This is a genomic window from Buchnera aphidicola str. Ak (Acyrthosiphon kondoi) (genome assembly GCF_000225445.1).
GTDB classification, from domain to species: domain Bacteria; phylum Pseudomonadota; class Gammaproteobacteria; order Enterobacterales; family Enterobacteriaceae; genus Buchnera; species Buchnera aphidicola_A.
This window is the reverse complement of record NC_017256.1, coordinates 579,643-599,084: the sequence shown is the minus strand read 5'-3', so window position 1 is coordinate 599,084 and position 19,442 is coordinate 579,643. Positions and strand designations below refer to the sequence as shown.

Here is a 19,442-nt window from a genome sequence, read left to right as displayed (position 1 = left end):
CTTGGAGAAGTAAATATGGTAGTAGATCCCTACCAAAAAAGAGAAGCTAGTAAATATAAAAATCCCATTCCTAGTCGAGAATATATTTCATCATGGCTTAAAAAATATTCAGATTTAATAAGTCAAAAAAAAATAGAAAAAAAATTTAGCATTTATAATCAAGAAGAAAAAAAAGCGTTACGTCGAAGATTAAGAGCAATGGAACGAGATGGCCAAGTTATATATACTAAAAATCGTTGTTACATTGCTTCTGAAAGTCTCAAAGTGATTAAAGGCACAGTTATAGGACATAAAGATGGTTATGGTTTTCTTAGAACAGAAACATTAAAAGACGATCTTTGGCTTTCATCAGAACAAATGAAATTTTGTATTCATGGTGATATTATTCTTGCTCACATTATTAATACTCATAGAAAAAGAAGAAGTTCAGCAAGATTTTTAAAAATATTACAACGCAATAATGTATTAATTGTCGGTAGATATTACGTTCAGAATAAAATTAGATTTGTGATTCCAGATGATACGCGTTTTAGTTTTAAGATTTTTATTTCTTCAGCAATTAAAGAAGATATTCCTATAGAATCTATTGTAGTCGTAAAATTAAAAAAACATCCTATAAGAAATAATAAAATGATAGGATTTATAGTAGAAATTCTTGGAAAAGAAATGGGTACTAATTTAGCTATAGATATAGCATTACGAACATATTCTATCCCGTCTTTATGGTCAGAAGAAATTGAAAAACAAATATGTAAAATTAGCAATAAAACAAATCAACATGATTTTAAAAACCGTGTAGATTTAAGACATTTCCCTTTTTTTACAATTGATGATGAAGATGCTCGTGATTTTGATGATGCCGTTTTTTGTAAAAAAAAATCAAACTCAGAAGCGGGTTGGAATCTGTGGGTTGCTATTGCCGATGTAAGTTTTTATATTCAACCAGATACTCCTCTAGATAAAGAAGCACTAGAGAGAGGTACATCTATATATTTTCCTTCATCAGTTATTCCTATGTTACCAGAAAAAATTTCTACTGATTTATGTTCTTTAAATCCTAATGTAGAACGTTTATGTTTGATATGTGAAATGAGTTTATCAAATCAAGGAGAACTTATTGATTATAAGCATTATGAAGCAATTATATGTTCTCATGGACGATTTACATATAATGAGATTTTTAAAATTTGGAATGGTGATATTTTTTTACGCTCTAAATACAAAGAATTTTTACAAGATATTGAGAATTTGTCGTGTTTGCAGAAAATATTAAACAAGGATAATATTTCTAAAAAAGGTATTTATTTTGAAAATATAGAGCCTAAATTTATTTTAGATTCTAATGCTCGTATTGAAGATATTTATCAAAATATCAGAAATGATGCACATAAACTAATTGAATCATGTATGATTTTAGCAAATATAGCTTCAGCTTATTTTGTTGAAAAACATAAACATCCTGTTTTGTTTCGCAACCATGATCGTCCTAAAAAAGAAAATGTTCTTAGTTTTCGTTTGTTTCTAAATGAATTAGGACTTACATTATCAGGAGGAGATATTCCTGAATCTACTCATTATTCAAATTTATTAAAAAATGTTTCTAATCTTCCTGAATATGAAATGATTCAAACGATATTATTACGTTCAATGAAACAAGCTGTATATTCTCCAGATAATCGGGGTCATTTTGGTTTATCTTTATCTAGTTATGTTCATTTTACTTCACCTATTAGACGTTATCCCGATCTTATTTTGCATAGAGTTATTAAACATTTAATATCAAAAAAAAATAAGAATACATCTTCAAACAATTATAATTTGTGTGATTCTCATTTATATACTACAAATGAAATGAAAAAAATAGGAGTACATTGTTCTATAACTGAAAGACGTGCAGACGAAGCAAGTAGAGATGTGATCGATTGGTTAAAATGTGATTTTATGTATAAAAAGATCGGTTGTATATTAGATGGCGTTATTTCTAACGTGACTTCATTTGGTTTTTTTGTCCGTTTAAATCAATTTTTTATTGATGGTTTAGTTCATATAGCTTCTTTGCATGATGATTACTATTATTTTGATTCTTTAGGATTAAAATTAATTGGTAAGTCTAGTAAAAATACTTATTGTCTCGGTGATACTTTAAAAGTTAAAGTAGTCTCAGTTAATTTAAATGAAAGAAAAATAGAACTATCATTATATAAATCTAACTAACTTTTATTTTTAAAAATATAAAACAGTGTTGATTTTTTAAAAAAATTAAAATATTATAAAATAATTATCTATAATATTTAAAAAAGTTCCTTGCTTCCTTGAAAAATATCTATAAAATCATCTTATGAGGAAGCTCAATAAACCAAAAGGAGCACTTTAATGCGTCATTATGAAATAATATTTATGGTTCATCCTGATCAAAGTGAAAAAATACCATTATTGATTGAAAAATATAAAAACATTATTAACGATAATGGCGGAATGGTACATCGTCTAGAAGATTGGGGTAGACGCCAACTATCTTATTCAATTAACAAGCTGCATAAAGCACATTATATTTTAATGAATATAGAAGTTTTTCCTAAGACTATTACTCTTTTAGAAACAGAATTTCGTTTTAATAATATAATCCTTCGTAATCTTATCATGTCTATGAAGAAAGCAGTTATAGAGTTGTCACCTATTTTAAAATTAAAAGATGATAAAAAAGAAAAAAAATAATTTGATATATGTATATTTTTTTTATCAAACAAAATATAAATTAATATTTAAATCTTAAAATGTATATTATGAAAAATAATACAACAATTTATTATTCATAATAATTCTTTTGGAGAAAAATAAATGGCACGTTACTTTCGTCGTAGAAAATTTTGTCGTTTTACTGCTGAAGGTGTTCAAGAAATAGATTATAAAGATGTTGTTGTTTTAAAAAATTATATAACAGAAAGTGGTAAAATTGTTCCCAGTCGCATCACTGGCACCAGAGCAAAATATCAAAGACAATTATCTAGAGCTATTAAACGAGCACGCTATCTCGCCTTGTTACCGTATACTGATCAACATCGATAAGATAATTTAAATTTATTATATATAAAAAAGAGAAAAAAGACCATGGAAGTTATTCTTTTATCTAAAATCCATAAATTAGGTGATTCAGGTACAGTTATAAATGTTAAGTCTGGTTATGCAAGAAATTTTTTAATTCCAAAAGGAAAAGCTATCTTAGCAAATAAAAAAAATATTGAATCTTTTGAAGCTCAGCGTATTGCCTTAGAACAGGAAAATATTAGTAAATTTCTTATAGCACAATCAAGAGCTGAAAAATTAAAAAAAATAAGTTCTATAAACATTTTTTCGAAAGTCGGAAAAGAAGGCAAGATATTCGGTTCTGTAGGAATTAGAAATATTATTAAAGAAATAACATTATTAGGCATAAAAATTAATAAAAAAGAAATCCGATTACCTAATGGTTTACTGCGGAAAGTAGGCGAACACAAAGTTATCTTTCAGCCACATAGCAAGGTTTCTATTGATTTTATAGTTAATATAATTTCAAAAAATTAATCTTATTAAATTTTTTTTTAATCCTATTAAATATACGGCATAAAATGTTAGATCAAATTTGTCAGTTAGCACGAAATGCAGGTAGTTGTATTATGAAATTTTATAATAATCAAAAACTTGTCAATATTTCTTATAAGTCAGATAATACTCCTATAACTAATGCTGATTATGAAGCTAATAATATAATTAAAAATGGACTTTTATTAATTACTCCTGACATTCCAATTATTTCTGAAGAAGAATCACATAATTTTATAAACAATCGCCATTGGAATAATTATTGGTTAATCGATCCATTAGATGGAACTAAAGAATTTTTAAAAAAAAATGGTGAGTTTACAGTAAATATTAGTTTAATTAAGAATGGAGTACCTATTCTAGGAGTAATATACGCTCCTTTTTTTAATACTTTGTATTCTTCATTTCATCAAAATGCTTGGAAAGAAAACAATTTAGGTATAAAAGAAAAAATTAATGTTGCTCAAGCAGATGTACCGTTGTTAGTTACTAGTCGTTCACATCCCGATAAAGAATTAAAAAATTATTTGGAAAAAATAAAAAATTATAAACTTAAAAAGTTAGGTTCTTCATTGAAATTCTGTTTGATAGCTGAAGGTACTGCTCAAATTTACCCGCGTTTTGGTAATACTCATATATGGGATACGGCAGCCGGTCATGCTATTATTATTGCGGCTGGAGGAGAAGTAAAAACATGGTCAGGTAAAGATTTAAATTATTCGTTATCTTCTCGTTATTCTTTTGTTAATGCTAGTTTTTATGCATCTGCATAATTATTTTCTAAAAACATTTATTTTTTGAGAAGGATGTAATTTTATTATGAATAATATTGAAATAAAGATACTAGATTCGCGTATAAAAAAAAATTTTTCTTTGCCTTCATATGCGACTTTAGGATCATCTGGTCTCGATCTTAGAGCTTGTTTAGAAAGAAAAATTAAATTGAAATCTCAGCAAACTATTTTAGTACCTACCGGGATAGCAATATACATTGCAAATCCTAATATTACTGCATTAATCTTACCTAGATCCGGTCTAGGTCATAAAAAAGGTATTGTTTTAGGCAATTTAGTTGGTTTAATTGATTCTGATTATCAAGGTCAATTAATGATATCTCTCTGGAATCGTAGTAAAAAAGATTTTGATATTAATCCAGATGATAGAGTAGCGCAAATAATCTTTGTGCCGATTATTAGACCGTCTTTTTCTTTAGTAAAAGAATTTAAAAAAACTTTACGTTCAAATAAAGGTTTTGGTCATTCTGGTATAATATAATAAAAATTTTTAAATTCCATACTTTTCACGGTATTTTATTAATTTAGGTATATGTTTTTTTAGTTTTTTATCTTCTAATAAATAAGATATTAAATCTTCAATTGTAATAATAGAAATAATTTCGTATTTTTTTTTATTTTTCTGATGATTAATAGTACATAAATCTCTTTCTCCTTTTTCTTTACGATCTAAAAGAACGAATACGGCAGAAATTTCTGCTCCTTGTTCTTCAATAATTTTAATAGAATGATGTATTGCTTTACCTGATGTAACTACATCATCTAGAATAATAATTCTTTTTTTATATATCGTAGCACCAATTAAATCGCCTTTTTCTCCATGTTTTTTATATTCTTTTCTATTAAAAGCATATGGAATATTTAAATCATAATAATTTTTTAATGCTATTGAAGTAGTTACAGTTATAGGAATACCTTTATATGCTGGACCAAATAAAACATCGAATTTCATCTTTGAATCTACTATAGAACGAGCATAAAATAAACCGATTTCGATAATATTTGTACCTGTAGACAATAATCCTGAATTAAAAAAATAAGGACTGGTACGTCCTGATTTCAATTTAAAAGATCCAAATTGTAATGCTTTTTTTTTAAAAGAAAAATCGATAAATTTTTTTTTCCAGTCCATAAAAATTAAATCCTAATTAATGTAAAAATTTACAATAGAATTCTGTATATTAATAATTTAAATTAATATTAAAAATTAGCATGATTTTATTTTTATTAGATAACATATAAAAAAATTTAATTTTTTATTGATGGCCCCTGCTGGATTTGAACCAGCGACCAAGCGATTATGAGTCGCCTGCTCTTACCACTGAGCTAAAGGGCCATATTTTTTTACCCTTCTACTATAAAGCAATTTTTTCTAATAATCTAGAACTCTTTTAAAAATTTTATATTTTTAAACAATTTATATATATATATTTGACACATATAAAAAATTTTGATATATATATTTATATTCCTCTGTAGTTCAGTTGGTAGAACGGCGGACTGTTAATCCGTATGTCACTGGTTCGAATCCAGTCGGAGGAGAAAAAAATACATTATTTAACAATTGACTTTAATTCTTTTGACAAATTTCTTTTCTCTTTTGATAACTCTGCACTTTTAACAATATAATCATCTACTCGATCTTCATAATCATTTTTCATCATACAAATTATCTTTTTAATTTCCTCATAATTCATATCTAATGTAATATATTGGCTAAGATTATCTAATAGTAGTATTCTTTTTTGGTTATCTCGTATTTTTTTTTCAATATCGCTTATTTCTCTTTTAATTTTATTTTTTCTTCTAAATTTATGAACGAATTCTAATACATTTTTAAATGATTTTTTTGTCTCTGACATACTAAAAAGCCTTTTTTTATTAAGTTAATTAATTTTTTAGGAGTTTAATAGTTTATTAAATTATTTTATTAAAATCAAAAAATGATACAATTTAAAAAAAATACATCTACTTTTTTGTTTTATGATTATGAAACTTTTGGCATAAATGCATGTTTAGATAAACCTGCTCAATTTGCATGTATCAGAACGGATACAAATTTAAATATAATAGATAATCCATATTATTTTTACTGTTTTCCATCAGATGATTATTTACCTGATCCCTGTTCTGTTTTAATCACTCATATTACTCCTCAATATACAGAAAAAAATGGAAGTAATGAATATAATTTTTCTAAGAAGATACATAATATTTTAACAGAGTCTAATACTTGTATTGTTGGTTATAATAATATTAATTTTGATGATGAAATTACTAGAAATATTTTTTATAGAAATTTTTTTGATCCTTACGAATGGAGCTGGAAGAATGGGAACTCTCGCTGGGACATATTGAATTTATTACGAGCATGTTATGCATTGAGACCCAGTGGTATAAAATGGCCTAAAAATGAATTAGGATTGCCAAGTTTTAAATTATCAGATTTAACAAAAATAAATAATATTGTACATTTAAATGCACATGATGCGGTTTCGGATGTATACGCAACTATTGAAATGGCAAAACTTGTTAAGCAAAAACAGCCTAGACTTTTTAATTTTTTTTTGAAAATAAGAAAAAAAAACGAATTATATAAATTGATTGATTTAAAAAAGTTTGAACCAGTAATTTATATTTCTAGTTATTTTGGTGCTGTGCGTCATAATATGAGTTGCATACTTCCTATAGCATGGCATAAAAATAATAGCAACATATTAATTGCTATTGATTTATTTAAAAATATTAACGAATTGATACACGTATGTAAAAAAATATATTTTGATGATGTTTTTATTAAAAACTTATTTGATTTAGGAGTAGTATTATTATATTTGAATCGATGTCCTATGCTAGCACCAATAAAAATAATGCAAAAAGAAGACTATAATCGTTTAAATTTTCATAGATCTTCATTTGATGAAAAAATCAATTTAATAAAAAAAAACAATTTTTTTATTAAAAATATTCAAATTATTTTTTCTCAAGAAAAGAAAATACATGATTCTGATAATGTTGATTTAGAAATATATAATTCTTTTTTTAACTTATATGATAAAAAAATTATAAAAATTATCAGAAATACTAAACCAGTTTTTTTGAAAAATATGAATTTTAATTTTCATGATTCTCGCTTAAAAAATCTACTTTTTCGTTATCGTGCTCGTAATTTTTTTCATACATTGAATGAAAATGAAAAAAAAATATGGTTAAAATATTGCATGAAGACTTTTAATCCAATATTTTTAAAAGAATATGAAAATAAAATTAAATTTTTACTGCAAAAATATTCTAAAAATATAGAAAAAGTAATATTATTAAAAGAATTATTAGAATACGTTTTTCAAAAATATAAAAAATTATTATTTGAAAGCGCTAATTTAAATTAAAATATTCAATTTTTGCAAATTGATATCTTTTTAAATAACATAATAAATTTTGCAAGTCTTTAGTATTTTTTGAATATAAAAGAATGTTTTTTTTTATATTTTGATTATTTTTTGATTTATAAAAATAATTTTTAATTTGAAATGCAACTTTTTGTATAGAATCAATAAAAAAAAGAGATGATTTTTTATATAAAATTTTCTTGATTTCTTCTTCTAATAATGAAAAATGAGTGCAGCCCAATATAATAGTATCAGGATATGATAAAAGACTAGTCCATGGTTGAAAAATATCTTTTAATTTTATTTCTGGAACTGTAATACCTCGAACTTTTTTTTCAGCTATTAGAGCTAATTTATTTGTACCTATTACTTGTATGGTATTAGAAAAAGAATTTTTATAGATTATTTTTTTTGTATAATAAGAATTAATTGTAGTTTTAGTCGCTATTAAACCAATAATTTTATTTTTAGTTATTTTAGAAGCAGTTTTTATATCAGGAAATATGCCAATAATAGGAAATTTAAATTTATTTCTTAAAATAGACAAGGCTACAGTACTTACTGTATTGCATGCGATTACAACTATAGTAATAGGATGAATTTTTTTTATTGTATTAATTATTTTTATACTTCTTTCAATAATGAAAAATTCCGTTTTATTTCCGTAAGGAAATGCTTCGTTGTCTAATATATAAATATAATGAATTTTTGGTAAAATTTTTTTTATATTTTTCAATATAGACAACCCACCGACACCAGAATCAAATATAAGCACTGTATTATTTTTTAAAGTAAGTGATATTAAGTAGTGTGTGTTAGAAAAATATTCTAAAAAATTTTATATAAAAATATGTTATTTTTCAAATAAAAATAATTTCATATGTTCTTCAATTTTTTTACGGTCTTCAAGGTTAAACATATTTAATTTTTTTTCATTGATTAAAATAGTTTGCTTTGCTATCCATTTTTCCCATGCTTTTTTTGAGATTTGATTGTATATTTTTTCTCCTAATTCACCTGGATAAAATTGAAAATCTTGACCTTCAGATTGTTTTTTTAAAAATGTGCAAAAAATAATACGTTTCATTATTTGAATACTCCTTTTTTTAAAAAACGTCTTTTTTAAAATTTTTAAGTATTTTCTGTACTGGTTGGGGTAATCCTATGTGTTGAGGATTTTTTAAATTATACCAAATACTTGAATTTTTTTTTTGTAAAAAATTTGAAATACAAGATATTTTGATTAAAATTAGATGAATATGTAAAGAAAAATGACTAAATTTATGAACAAATGATGTCATTTTTTCATGAGAATTTATATTTATTTTCTTGTTTTCTAACCATTTTAAAGCTATTTTTTTACTATTGAATTTTGGGAAACAAAATAAATTTTTCCAGATATTTTCTTCCGTATTTTTTATTAACCAAAAGTAATTGTTATGTTTAATTATAATAAACCAAGATGTTTTTTTAGGATATATTTTTTTTATATTTTTTAAAGGGTATTGTTCCCATTTTTCTTCTATTTTAGCAATGCACTCTTTATTTAATGGACAAATTTTACATTTTGGCTTTACAGGTGTACAAATAGACGATCCTATATCCATCATACCCTGATTAAATTTACCTGTATTATATATTGGCGTAATCGATTCAATAATTTTCCATAATTTTTTTTCTGTTTTTTTATCTTTTAAAAATGCTGATATTCCATAATAACGCATTAAAATTCTTTTTACATTACCATCTAAAATAGGATAAAAAAAATTTAATGATAAAGATAAAATAGCTCCTGCTGTAGTTTTTCCTATTCCAGGTAATTTAATGATTTTTAAAAATTGATCAGGAAATATTCCTTGGAAGTCTTTCTTGATTATTTGTGCTGATTTATAAATGTTTTTAGCTCTATTATAATATCCAAGACCACTCCATAAATGCAACACATCATCTAATGTACTATCATTTAAAGATTTTATGTTTGGGAAATTTAATATGAATTTTTTAAAATAAGGAATGACGGATTTTACTGTTGTTTGTTGTAACATTATTTCAGATATCCAAACTGTATACAATGTTTTATTTTTTTGCCATGGTAAATCTTTTCTACCATTTTTGTGGTACCAGTTTAAAATAAATTGTGAAAAAATATATTTTGTCATTATAATACGAACCATTTTTATAAAAAATTATAGATATGTTTTTTAAAAAAATTGATAAAATATGATTTAAATAAATTATTTTAATTAATTTAAAATAACATTTTAAGTAAAAATATGAAGAATAATATTATAACTCCAATATATAACCATAATGGCATTTTTTTGCGTCAAATTCGTAGTTTTGTATGTAGAAAAGGTCGTATTACTGCATCTCAGTTAAGTGCAATTCAAAAATATTGGTCTTTAATTGGTATTGATTTTCAATTAAAACCATTAAATTTATTATCTGTATTTAATCGTACTGCTCCAGTTATATTAGAAATTGGTTTTGGTTCAGGAGAATCTTTAGTCAAAACTGCTATTAATTTTCCAGATAAAGATTTTATAGGAATAGAAGTATATAAATCAGGCATAGGATCTTGTTTATATTCTGCTTATACTTATAAAGTTCAAAACTTAAAAGTGATTTATCATGATGCAATTGAAGTTATACATAAGATGATTTCCGATCATACTCTGTCAACTATACAAATTTTTTTTCCAGATCCTTGGGATAAAAAACGCCATAATAAGAGAAGATTGTTAAATAATAATTTTTTAAAAATCATTTCAAAAAAATTAATAATTAATGGTACATTACATATTGCTACTGATTCAGAATCATATGCTTTTTATATATTAGATGAAATACAAGATATTAAAAATTATAAAAATTTGTCTAAAAAAAATAATTTTATTAAACGTCCGACCTCTCGTATGATAACTAAATTTGAAAAGAGAGGGCGTCTTCGAGGCAACAATATTTTTGATTTAATGTTTCAGTTAAAAAAATAGTACTTTAATTTTATTTTAAAAAAATTTCTAATAGTAAATTTAAAAAATTCTTCCCTTTTTCTGTTGTACGCCAATAATTTAATTCATTAATTAAAAATCCTTTTTGTATCGCTATGTGAATTTTTTTTTCTATAAAACTTTCGTTTATATTAGTTTTCTCTCGAAAATGTTTTTTTAGAATAGGTTGATATAACCTAAAAACATTCATAAAATATTCAAATATTTTGTCTTTTTCAGATACTGTATGTATAGAATTGAGATAATTACCACTTAAAAAATAATTTATATTTTTATTTTTAATAGTTCGGATGATTTTACCATTTTTTTGAGTGATTTTACCATGAGCACCACAACCTATTCCTATATAATCACCAAAATTCCAGTAATTAAGATTATGTTGACATTGATAATTAAGTTTAGAATATGAAGATATTTCATATTTTTTGTATCCTGCTTTTTTTAATAATCTATTTCCTTCAATAAACATATTGAATACGATATCTTCATTAGGTAGTTTTATTTTTTTCGCATAAAATAGAGTATTAGTTTCTATAGTGAGTTGATACCATGATATATGAGATGGATTGTATTTAATGGCAATCTGTAAATCCAATAATGCATCTTCTATTGATTGACCAGGTAAACCATACATTAAATCTAAATTTAAATTATCACTAATTTTTTTTGATTCTAAAATAGCATTTATTGCTTCTTTTGAATTATATGTACGTTCTATTTTTTTTAATAAATTTGAATTAAACGTTTGTATACCTAATGAAAAACGATTAATGCCAGACTTTTTATAATGAATAAAACGCTGATATTCTAATGTTTTAGGATTAGCTTCTATAGTAATTTCTGAATTTTTAGAAATCATAATCCTTTTTTGTACACCTTGAAGTAGTTTTTTTATGGATTTGCTTTTTAATAAACTAGGTGTACCACCACCAATGAAAATAGTATTTATTTTTCTATTGTTAATTAGAGATAGATCTTTTTCAAGATCTTTTAATAAATTTTCAATGTATTTTTCTTCAGGAATAATTTCTTGACTAACATATGAATAAAAATCACAATATCCACATTTTTTTAAACACCAAGGAATGTGAATATATAAACTAATAGGGGGTAATATAAACATGATAAAATTTTCATTTTTTAGATTGGCTTTTATAAAATAATTTTTTATTTATTAAAAATATCACGTCCAATTCTCAACATATTACTTGTAGCAAGTAATGATTCCTTTATATCAAAACTTGTACCTAATGATAAAGTATCTATTGATGCGTGTTGTTTTTTTAATTGGAAGAATATATTTTTTATGTTTTCATATTGAATGTTACTTTCAGTAATATTTTTTTTTATTAAAGGCATTGCCATAATTCCTCTTAAATTTAGATTGGGCATTAAAGAAATTGATGTTGCTAGTGATTGATATTTTTCTATATAATTCTTATTATTTTTAATTTCTTTGAAACCATCCACTTGTATTAATACATTTATTGGTGGTAAATACACAGGTCTAAATTTATTTAACAAAATAGCGATTTTTTTTCTGTCAACTGTTTGACACCAAGAAAAATAATGAGCGATTTTTTTAGTTTTATTGGATTGTATTTTACCGATGAAATGCCATTTAACATCTTGATATTTTTTTAATTTTTTTATTTTAATAATACTTTCTTGTACATAATTTTCTCCAAAATTATTAATGCCTGATAATATTGCTTGTTCAATAACGTTAGCATTTTGTTTTTTACTAACTGCTATAATTTTTATTTTTTTTAAAGAAAGATTATTGTCTTTTATAATATTTTGTATTTTTTTTTTATACATTTTAAATTAAACTTTATATTGTTCATATTATTCTCTTTTTTTAAATGATTTTTCAATAATTGCATCTTTAAAAATATTGATTAAACCAACTCTCTAATATAATTACAGCGGCGCAAGAGTGAATTTTTTCTTGTTTTAATGCTTTAAAACCATTTTTTTTGAAAATTATTGATTTAGCTTCTACAGTTGTTAAGCGTTCATCATGCATTTTTACAATAGTATTAAATTTACATTTCAATAAATTAGCAAATTTCTCTGATTTATTAGTCATGTTCTGTTTTGTACCATTTATATTTAATGGAAGACCTACAATAATAAATTTAGGTTGCCAATATTGTATTAAATTTTTTATATTGTTCCAATTGGGCTTTCCATGATGAGCATTTAAGACATTTAAAGGTCTTCCTTTTTTAGTTATGTTTTCTCCTACAGCTACTCCAATTTTTTTTATACCAAAATCAAACGCAATGACTATCATTTCATTTTCTCTATCATAAGATTTTTTTTTCAATGTAATCTAATAACATTCCAGTAATAGAAATATTTTTTTCTGATTCGATTTCACAAATACATGTTGGACTTGTCACGTTTATTTCTGTTAGTTTATCACCAATCACATCTAATCCAACAAAAATTAAACCTTTTTTTTTCAAAATAGGAGATAAATAATTTGCTATTTTCCAGTCGCTTTTACTTAGTGACTGTATTTTTCCTTTTCCTCCAACTGCTAAATTAGCTCTTGTTTCTCCACTTAATGGAATTCTAGCTACACACCAAGGGATTGGTTTTCCATTAACAATTAAAATTCTTTTATCACCAAGCTTAATTTCTGGCAAATAATTTTGAACCATACAGTATTTTTTTTCATGATTTGTCATTGTTTCAATAATAACTGAAAAATTAGGATCATTTTTTTTGATTCGAAAGATATTAGATCCTCCCATTTCATCTAATGGTTTGATTATAATATCTTGATTTTTTTCCCAGAATTGACGTATTTGAATAAAGTTTCTTGTTACTAAAGTATCGGTAGTTAGATTAGCAAACCATGATATAAACATTTTTTCGTTACAATCACGTAAGCTTTGAGGTTTATTAATTATTAACACACCCATTTCTTCTGCACGTTCTAGAATATATGTTGAATAAATAAATTCAGTGTTAAACGGAGGATCTTTTCGCATGAAAATAGCATCTAATTCGCTTAAAGAAATATTTTGTTCTTTAGTGAAGCTATGCCATTTTTCTATATTTTTTTTTAGTTTTATTAAACGAGTTCTTGCATATGGATGTCCTTTTCTTAAATACAGATCATTCATTTCCATATAATGAATGATATGGTTTCTTTTTTGAGCTTCCAATAAAATAGCAAAACTTGAATCTTTTTTTATATTAATTGATTCAATAGAATCCATTAATATTCCAATTTTTAAATTTGTTTTTTTACACATATATTTCATCTTAGTAATTGAATAATTTTTTTAAGTAGATATTTTTTAGTGAAATTAAATTAGTGATTTATTGATATATTCAAATCTAAAATAATATTATTTTAATTATTTTTTTAAAATATATTGATAAACTTATTTTCATAAAAATTTATAATTTTATAAAATTTAATGATTTTTAATTTTTAAATAATTTATTTAAAAAAAGAATTAATTTTTTCTTGTTAAATAATTAAAAAAATATTTTTTAATAATTATAATTTATATTTTTATTTTCAAATTATTCAAAAATTTTTGAATACATTAATATTTAATCATATTTATGACCCGAATAGTTATCAAATCTAGACCAATGTCCATTAAAAGTTAAACATACTGTCCCAATTGGTCCGTTTCTTTGCTTTCCTATTATAATTTCTGCTATTCCTTTAAGATCACTGTTTTCATTATAGATTTCATCACGGTATATAAACATTATTAAATCCGCATCTTGTTCTAAAGATCCTGATTCACGTAAATCTGAATTGACTGGTCTTTTATCTGATCTTTGTTCTAAAGATCGATTGAGTTGTGATAGAGCTATTACTGGAACCTGTAGTTCTTTTGCTAATGCTTTTAATGTTCTAGATATTTCTGCAATTTCAAGAGTGCGATTTTCAGATAGAGAAGGCACTCGCATTAGTTGTAGATAATCTACCATTATTAAAGTTAATCCGTTATTTTCACGATAAATACGACGTGCTCTTGAACGTACTTCGCTAGGAGTCAATGCTGAAGAATCATCAATATAAATATTCTTTTTTTTGAGAAGAATATTAATAGTGCCAGACATACGTGCCCAATCTTCATCATTTAATTGTCCGGTTCGAATTCGTGCTTGATTAACTCTAGATAAAGATGCTAACATACGCATCATAATTTGTTCGCCAGGCATTTCCAGGCTAAATATTAACACTGGTTTGTCATAAAGCATAGCAGCATTTTCGCATAAATTCATAGCAAATGTCGTTTTTCCCATAGATGGTCTTGCTGCAATAATAATGAGTTCAGAACGTTGCAAGCCTGATGTTTTTTTATTTAAATCTTGATATCCTGTATTGACTCCTGTTACACCATCATGAGGAGATAAGAATAATTTTTCAATGCTAGCAACAGTTTCATCAAGAATTTGTTCGATATTTTTTGGTCCTGAGTCCTTCTTGAAACGTTTTTCTGCAATTTTAAATACACTTGATTCTGCGTAATCTAATAGTTCTTCGCTTTTTCGACCTTGTGTATCATATCCAGCATTAGCTATTTTATTGGCTACTAATATCATTTCTCTTACTATAGCACGTTCTCGAACTATATCAGCATATGCAGTAATGTTCGCTGTGCTAGGAGTGTTTTTTGATAGTTCAGCTAAATAAGAAAATCTACCTACGCTTTCTAATTTTCCCTTTTGTTCTAAAGACTCTGATAGAGTAATTAAATCTATTGGATATCCTAAATCAAGAAGTTTTTGCATTTCTTGAAAAATTAAACGATGAGGTTTACTGAAAAAATCATCGGCAACTACGTGCTCTGAAACATTATCCCATTGTTCATTATCCAACATTAATCCACCTAATACTGACTGTTCTGCTTCTAAAGAATGTGGTGGAATTTTTAATCTATTAATTTGATTTAAATATAATTTATTTTTAGCCATATTTATTGCATATACCATTTTTTAGTCAATCTGTGTGAAATTATATCGTAATATTGCAATAATACACTATCTATGGACTAATCTATTTGAGTCATTTTGCAAAATATTTTTTTATTTTTATTTCTATATATTATGAAACTGAAAAAGTATAAAATATACCGAATTTTTTAATTTTCATATTGAGAAATATTTTATTTATATTTTTATATTACTTTATCAAGGTATCTAATATGAAAATTAGTTAAAATTATATTTAATAATTTTAATTGTTCTTATTAATTTTTAAAAATATACATTTTTAATAATCATTCATAGATAATTTCTTACATCTTAAAAGATAGAATCTATAAATATTTTTTATAAAATAAATAATATAAAAATCATCATATTTTTTTATTTCTAGATTAATAACAAGAAATAACAAGAAATTAATATTTAATATATTTTAAAAGTTTTGAAAAATAATATAGCATTTTTATAGATTTGATTATACTAAATAAAATATTTAACATGTATAATTTAAATTTATTCATTGAAGTGCATTTTTTTAAAATTAAGTTTTAAAAATGGAGTTTCTATCATGGCAAGTAGAGGTGTAAATAAAGTTATTCTTATTGGACATTTAGGTCAAGATCCTGAGGTTCGTTATATGCCTAATGGTAATGCAGTAGTGAACATGACATTAGCTACTTCAGAAAACTGGAAAGACAAGAATACTGGCGAAAATAAAGAAAAAACAGAATGGCATCGAATAGTTTTGTTTGGAAAATTAGCGGAAATTGCTGGCGAGTATCTTCGAAAAGGTTCTCAAGTATACATTGAAGGATCATTACAAACCAGAAAATGGCAAGATCAAAATGGACTTGAGCGTTATACTACAGAAATTATTGTAAATATTGGTGGTACAATGCAAATGCTCGGTAATCGTAATTCTAACTTACAAGCAATACCCGCTAATGATAACCATAACACTCAAACGAAAATAAAAAAAATAGACAAAGTAGATTTTGATAAAAATACAGAAATAAATAAATCAAGTAAAGATTTAATTCATTCTTCTTCAGATATAGATTTTGATGATGAAATTCCTTTTTAATCAATTATTTTAAAGATTAATGTAATAAAGGCCCCAATTTTTTGGGGCGATATATTTTTTAAATAATTTTCTAAAATTTAATGAAGCGAAAAAATTCACTTTTTAGTATGAGAAAAAGAAGTAAGAATATATTTTTCTATAGAAATTAAATCAATTTTTGACAATTTTTTATTAATTATTTTTTCTGTTTTTTAAAAATTAAATTATCTATAGCACTTTATATTTTTAAACAAAAGTTTTAATAAAATTTTCTTCTCTATGTAAATTAATTAAGAAAATTGTTGCTAAATTTTTTGTTGATAGTTTTACATTATTTTTAAAACATGTAATATAAGTATATTTTATATATAATATAATGAGGTCTTGGAGACATTTTTTTAAGTTGATATTTTGCCAATTTAAAAATTAATTTATCATTTTATAATATTATTTATTTAAATCAATCTAGAATGGTATTATATGTTTTTTCTATAAAACATACGTAAGAATTAGTACTAATGATAGATAAAGCATCTTTAAAAAAAGACAACTAAAAATAAATAGTAATTAATTTTCTTATAGATTATTCCAGATAAATGAATTTTTTTAGGCACATTTTTTTCATATTTAAATTACTTTATCTATTTTTATTTATTCTAGATTGGGTTAATTAAATTATATAAAATTTAAAAAACTAATTTTTTAAATTTATCCCTTATTCTCTTAATAGAATAATATTTATTCTCCTTCTACTCATAGTATTTTAATAGAATTTTTAATTTATATTTTCTTATTCTGAATCATAATTATTTTTATTTTTTTAAAGAAAATATTTATATCAAATTCAAATATTCTTGTATTTTCTTAAATAAATTAGTAATATCATTTACCAATAAAAATTTTTTTTCGATAACTTTTATGATTACTATTTCAAAAAACGCACAAGAACATTTTACATTGCTTTTATCAAATGAACCTAAATATACTCAAATACGTATTTTTATAGTTAATCCAGGTACACCTCAAGCTGAATGTGGAGTCGCATTTTGTCCGAAGAATGAGATAGAAGAATCAGATGTTCAGTTAAAATATGATAAATTTTTTGTTTACGTGAATAAGAATATTCTTTCTTATTTAAAAAATGCACAAATTGATCTTATCGTAGATAAACTTGGTTCTCAATTAACATTAAAAGCTCCATATGCTAAAAATAACTTTTCTAAAAAATCATTTTCTTCACTAGAAGAAAAAATAGAATATTTTTTAAGTTTAGAAATCAATCCTCAATTATCAATGCATGGAGGACAAGTACATTTAATTAAAATTGATCAAAATGGAATTGCTACAATACAATTTAGTGGAGGCTGTAATGGATGTTCGATGATTGGATCGACTTTAAAAGAAATAGTGGAAAGAAAATTATTATCTTCTTTTCCTGAAATAAAAAAAGTATGTGATAAAACAGAGCATTTACATGGACAACATTCATTTTACTAATTTTAGGTAAGTATTTTAAAAAATTATTTTATCGGTGTTAATTCACCACGTAAATTATTTTGCATTTGAAAACGTATTTTTTCTTTTGAGATGTTTTGACTTAATAAAAAATGTAATTTAGTTAAAGCTGATTCTATCGTTAAATCATAACCACTAATCACCCCAACTTTTATAAGTGAACTACCAGTTGCATATCCATTCATATCTACTCTTCCAGATGTACATTGTGTTAAATTTACAATAATGATATGTTTTTTATATGCAAGATGTAATTCTTTTAAAAAACTTCTACTTTGAGGTGCATTTCCTACTCCATATGTACATAAAATTAAGGCTTTTACTGGATATAACAAAAAATTTTGAATGATTTTACTAGAAATTCCTGGATAAATAGTAATAATGCTAATAGGTTGAGGTTCTATTTGATATACCTTTAATTTTTTTGGTTTTTTTCTTATTTGTTTTTTATAAAGGTAACGAATATTGACTCCGACTTCTAGTAATGGTTTTAAATTAGGAGAAGAAAATGCATCAAGGCTATCAGTACGTGATTTCGTTGTTCTATTACCTCTATATAGTTTATGATGAAAAAACAAAGTAACTTCATTAATAGGATAATTAGCAGCTATTAGAAGCGAGTTTAACAAGTTTTGACGACCATCAGAACGTATTTCTGATAAAGGGATTTGAGATCCTGTTACAATTACTGGTTTTTCTAGATTTTCTAATATAAATGATAAGGCAGAAGCTGTGTAAGCCATTGTATCAGTTCCATGAAGAATAATAAATCCATGGTACTTATGATAGTTTTTTTTTATGTCATTGGCAATAATTTGCCATTGTATTGGTGTCATATTAGAAGAATCAATTAACGGTTGATATTCTTTTATAATAAAATCCGGCATCTCTTTACTATAAAATTCAGGCATTTTTAAAAGTTTTTTTTCAAGATGTCCAGAAACAGGAATATATCCATTGTTTGATTTTTGCATACCGATAGTTCCACCTGTATATGCAATATATATAAATTTTTTCTTCATTCTATAACTCTTTTTTATAATCTATTTAAGATAATTGTATTGGCATTTTATTTCAAATATCCATTAAATTTTATTTAACCTATAAAATAGATATATAA

21 protein-coding genes and 2 tRNA genes are annotated in these 19,442 nt (G+C 24.3%); 11 read left to right on the top strand and 12 right to left on the bottom strand.

What is annotated here, in order from left to right; all coding sequences use genetic code 11:
- Positions 1 to 15: 15 nt before the first annotated feature.
- From rnr to dut, 6 genes are all read left to right on the top strand, one after another.
- Positions 16 to 2,214 (top strand): ribonuclease R, encoded by a 2,199-nt coding sequence (rnr, locus tag BAKON_RS02875; RefSeq protein WP_014499693.1) that lies wholly within the window; start codon positions 16 to 18, stop codon positions 2,212 to 2,214.
- A 159-nt stretch (positions 2,215 to 2,373) separates the two neighbouring features.
- Positions 2,374 to 2,715, top strand: coding sequence for a 30S ribosomal protein S6 (gene rpsF, locus BAKON_RS02870; protein WP_014499692.1), 342 nt, complete (start codon positions 2,374 to 2,376; stop codon positions 2,713 to 2,715).
- Between the two features lie 123 nt (positions 2,716 to 2,838).
- Positions 2,839 to 3,066: a 30S ribosomal protein S18 gene (gene rpsR / locus BAKON_RS02865; protein ID WP_014499691.1), complete on the top strand. Its 228-nt coding sequence runs from the start codon at positions 2,839 to 2,841 to the stop codon at positions 3,064 to 3,066.
- A gap of 42 nt (positions 3,067 to 3,108) precedes the next feature.
- The gene (gene rplI / locus BAKON_RS02860; RefSeq protein WP_014499690.1) at positions 3,109 to 3,561 is read left to right on the top strand and encodes a 50S ribosomal protein L9; all 453 of its coding nucleotides are present in this window, start codon (positions 3,109 to 3,111) and stop codon (positions 3,559 to 3,561) included.
- 44 nt (positions 3,562 to 3,605) lie between these two features.
- Positions 3,606 to 4,352 (top strand): 3'(2'),5'-bisphosphate nucleotidase CysQ, encoded by a 747-nt coding sequence (gene cysQ, locus BAKON_RS02855; protein WP_014499689.1) that lies wholly within the window; start codon positions 3,606 to 3,608, stop codon positions 4,350 to 4,352.
- A gap of 43 nt (positions 4,353 to 4,395) precedes the next feature.
- Positions 4,396 to 4,854, top strand: a complete 459-nt coding sequence (gene dut / locus BAKON_RS02850; protein WP_226989533.1) for a dUTP diphosphatase — start codon at positions 4,396 to 4,398, stop codon at positions 4,852 to 4,854.
- A 9-nt stretch (positions 4,855 to 4,863) separates the two neighbouring features.
- Here the strand turns inward: dut and pyrE are convergent, their stop codons facing one another.
- Entirely contained in the window at positions 4,864 to 5,505 is a 642-nt protein-coding gene (gene pyrE, locus BAKON_RS02845) for an orotate phosphoribosyltransferase (protein ID WP_014499687.1), read from the bottom strand.
- Between the two features lie 131 nt (positions 5,506 to 5,636).
- Positions 5,637 to 5,709 (bottom strand) — tRNA-Ile (locus BAKON_RS02840).
- Positions 5,710 to 5,842: 133 nt separating this feature from the next.
- Between BAKON_RS02840 and BAKON_RS02835 the strand changes: the two genes are divergently transcribed.
- Positions 5,843 to 5,915: transfer RNA gene (locus BAKON_RS02835), tRNA-Asn, on the top strand.
- Between the two features lie 11 nt (positions 5,916 to 5,926).
- Here the strand turns inward: BAKON_RS02835 and BAKON_RS02830 are convergent.
- Positions 5,927 to 6,235 (bottom strand): DUF496 family protein, encoded by a 309-nt coding sequence (locus tag BAKON_RS02830; protein WP_014499686.1) that lies wholly within the window; start codon positions 6,233 to 6,235, stop codon positions 5,927 to 5,929.
- Positions 6,236 to 6,316: 81 nt separating this feature from the next.
- Here BAKON_RS02830 and sbcB point away from each other — a divergent pair, with 81 nt between their 5' ends.
- Entirely contained in the window at positions 6,317 to 7,762 is a 1,446-nt protein-coding gene (gene sbcB / locus BAKON_RS02825) for an exodeoxyribonuclease I (protein ID WP_014499685.1), read from the top strand.
- Here sbcB and murI read toward each other — a convergent pair.
- The 3 genes from murI to mutY all read right to left on the bottom strand — a co-directional run bounded on the left by murI (position 7,749) and on the right by mutY (position 9,921).
- Complete coding sequence (gene murI / locus BAKON_RS02820) at positions 7,749 to 8,537, bottom strand: glutamate racemase (RefSeq protein WP_014499684.1); 789 nt, start codon at positions 8,535 to 8,537, stop codon at positions 7,749 to 7,751. The two genes, sbcB and murI, sit on opposite strands and share 14 nt — an antisense overlap.
- A 78-nt stretch (positions 8,538 to 8,615) precedes the next feature.
- Positions 8,616 to 8,849: an oxidative damage protection protein gene (locus tag BAKON_RS02815; protein WP_014499683.1), complete on the bottom strand. Its 234-nt coding sequence runs from the start codon at positions 8,847 to 8,849 to the stop codon at positions 8,616 to 8,618.
- A 19-nt stretch (positions 8,850 to 8,868) separates the two neighbouring features.
- Positions 8,869 to 9,921: an A/G-specific adenine glycosylase gene (mutY, locus tag BAKON_RS02810; protein ID WP_014499682.1), complete on the bottom strand. Its 1,053-nt coding sequence runs from the start codon at positions 9,919 to 9,921 to the stop codon at positions 8,869 to 8,871.
- A 114-nt stretch (positions 9,922 to 10,035) separates the two neighbouring features.
- Here mutY and trmB point away from each other — a divergent pair, with 114 nt between their 5' ends.
- Complete coding sequence (gene trmB, locus BAKON_RS02805) at positions 10,036 to 10,755, top strand: tRNA (guanosine(46)-N7)-methyltransferase TrmB (RefSeq protein ID WP_014499681.1); 720 nt, start codon at positions 10,036 to 10,038, stop codon at positions 10,753 to 10,755.
- Between the two features lie 10 nt (positions 10,756 to 10,765).
- On the opposite strand, the gene hemW is transcribed toward trmB, so the two are convergent.
- The 5 genes from hemW to dnaB form a co-directional block, all read right to left on the bottom strand.
- The gene (gene hemW / locus BAKON_RS02800) at positions 10,766 to 11,896 is read right to left on the bottom strand and encodes a radical SAM family heme chaperone HemW (protein WP_014499680.1); all 1,131 of its coding nucleotides are present in this window, start codon (positions 11,894 to 11,896) and stop codon (positions 10,766 to 10,768) included.
- A gap of 44 nt (positions 11,897 to 11,940) precedes the next feature.
- Positions 11,941 to 12,594: a YggS family pyridoxal phosphate-dependent enzyme gene (locus BAKON_RS02795; RefSeq protein ID WP_014499679.1), complete on the bottom strand. Its 654-nt coding sequence runs from the start codon at positions 12,592 to 12,594 to the stop codon at positions 11,941 to 11,943.
- A 67-nt stretch (positions 12,595 to 12,661) separates the two neighbouring features.
- Positions 12,662 to 13,072 carry a Holliday junction resolvase RuvX gene (ruvX, locus tag BAKON_RS02790; RefSeq protein WP_014499678.1) on the bottom strand — a complete coding sequence of 137 codons (411 nt, stop codon included), beginning with the start codon at positions 13,070 to 13,072 and terminating at the stop codon, positions 12,662 to 12,664.
- Between the two features lie 13 nt (positions 13,073 to 13,085).
- Positions 13,086 to 14,045 carry a glutathione synthase gene (gene gshB / locus BAKON_RS02785; protein ID WP_044005645.1) on the bottom strand — a complete coding sequence of 320 codons (960 nt, stop codon included), beginning with the start codon at positions 14,043 to 14,045 and terminating at the stop codon, positions 13,086 to 13,088.
- A gap of 307 nt (positions 14,046 to 14,352) precedes the next feature.
- Entirely contained in the window at positions 14,353 to 15,750 is a 1,398-nt protein-coding gene (gene dnaB, locus BAKON_RS02780) for a replicative DNA helicase (protein WP_014499676.1), read from the bottom strand.
- A gap of 562 nt (positions 15,751 to 16,312) precedes the next feature.
- Here dnaB and BAKON_RS02775 point away from each other — a divergent pair.
- Positions 16,313 to 16,828, top strand: a complete 516-nt coding sequence (locus BAKON_RS02775) for a single-stranded DNA-binding protein (protein WP_014499675.1) — start codon at positions 16,313 to 16,315, stop codon at positions 16,826 to 16,828.
- 897 nt (positions 16,829 to 17,725) lie between these two features.
- Positions 17,726 to 18,304 (top strand): NfuA family Fe-S biogenesis protein, encoded by a 579-nt coding sequence (locus BAKON_RS02770; protein ID WP_014499674.1) that lies wholly within the window; start codon positions 17,726 to 17,728, stop codon positions 18,302 to 18,304.
- Positions 18,305 to 18,327: 23 nt separating this feature from the next.
- On the opposite strand, the gene ansA is transcribed toward BAKON_RS02770, so the two are convergent.
- Positions 18,328 to 19,344 (bottom strand): asparaginase, encoded by a 1,017-nt coding sequence (gene ansA, locus BAKON_RS02765; protein WP_014499673.1) that lies wholly within the window; start codon positions 19,342 to 19,344, stop codon positions 18,328 to 18,330.
- Positions 19,345 to 19,442: the final 98 nt, after the last annotated feature.

Coding starts and splice junctions, on each gene's coding strand:
- rnr (WP_014499693.1), top strand. CDS start 16: ATGGTAGTAGATCCCTACCAAAAAAGAGAAGCTAGTAAATATAAAAAT.
- rpsF (WP_014499692.1), top strand. CDS start 2,374: ATGCGTCATTATGAAATAATATTTATGGTTCATCCTGATCAAAGTGAA.
- rpsR (WP_014499691.1), top strand. CDS start 2,839: ATGGCACGTTACTTTCGTCGTAGAAAATTTTGTCGTTTTACTGCTGAA.
- rplI (WP_014499690.1), top strand. CDS start 3,109: ATGGAAGTTATTCTTTTATCTAAAATCCATAAATTAGGTGATTCAGGT.
- cysQ (WP_014499689.1), top strand. CDS start 3,606: ATGTTAGATCAAATTTGTCAGTTAGCACGAAATGCAGGTAGTTGTATT.
- pyrE (WP_014499687.1), bottom strand. CDS start 5,505: ATGGACTGGAAAAAAAAATTTATCGATTTTTCTTTTAAAAAAAAAGCA.
- BAKON_RS02830 (WP_014499686.1), bottom strand. CDS start 6,235: ATGTCAGAGACAAAAAAATCATTTAAAAATGTATTAGAATTCGTTCAT.
- sbcB (WP_014499685.1), top strand. CDS start 6,317: ATGATACAATTTAAAAAAAATACATCTACTTTTTTGTTTTATGATTAT.
- BAKON_RS02815 (WP_014499683.1), bottom strand. CDS start 8,849: ATGAAACGTATTATTTTTTGCACATTTTTAAAAAAACAATCTGAAGGT.
- mutY (WP_014499682.1), bottom strand. CDS start 9,921: ATGACAAAATATATTTTTTCACAATTTATTTTAAACTGGTACCACAAA.
- trmB (WP_014499681.1), top strand. CDS start 10,036: ATGAAGAATAATATTATAACTCCAATATATAACCATAATGGCATTTTT.
- hemW (WP_014499680.1), bottom strand. CDS start 11,896: ATGTTTATATTACCCCCTATTAGTTTATATATTCACATTCCTTGGTGT.
- BAKON_RS02795 (WP_014499679.1), bottom strand. CDS start 12,594: ATGTATAAAAAAAAAATACAAAATATTATAAAAGACAATAATCTTTCT.
- ruvX (WP_014499678.1), bottom strand. CDS start 13,072: ATGATAGTCATTGCGTTTGATTTTGGTATAAAAAAAATTGGAGTAGCT.
- gshB (WP_044005645.1), bottom strand. CDS start 14,045: ATGTGTAAAAAAACAAATTTAAAAATTGGAATATTAATGGATTCTATT.
- dnaB (WP_014499676.1), bottom strand. CDS start 15,750: ATGGTATATGCAATAAATATGGCTAAAAATAAATTATATTTAAATCAA.
- BAKON_RS02775 (WP_014499675.1), top strand. CDS start 16,313: ATGGCAAGTAGAGGTGTAAATAAAGTTATTCTTATTGGACATTTAGGT.
- BAKON_RS02770 (WP_014499674.1), top strand. CDS start 17,726: ATGATTACTATTTCAAAAAACGCACAAGAACATTTTACATTGCTTTTA.
- ansA (WP_014499673.1), bottom strand. CDS start 19,344: ATGAAGAAAAAATTTATATATATTGCATATACAGGTGGAACTATCGGT.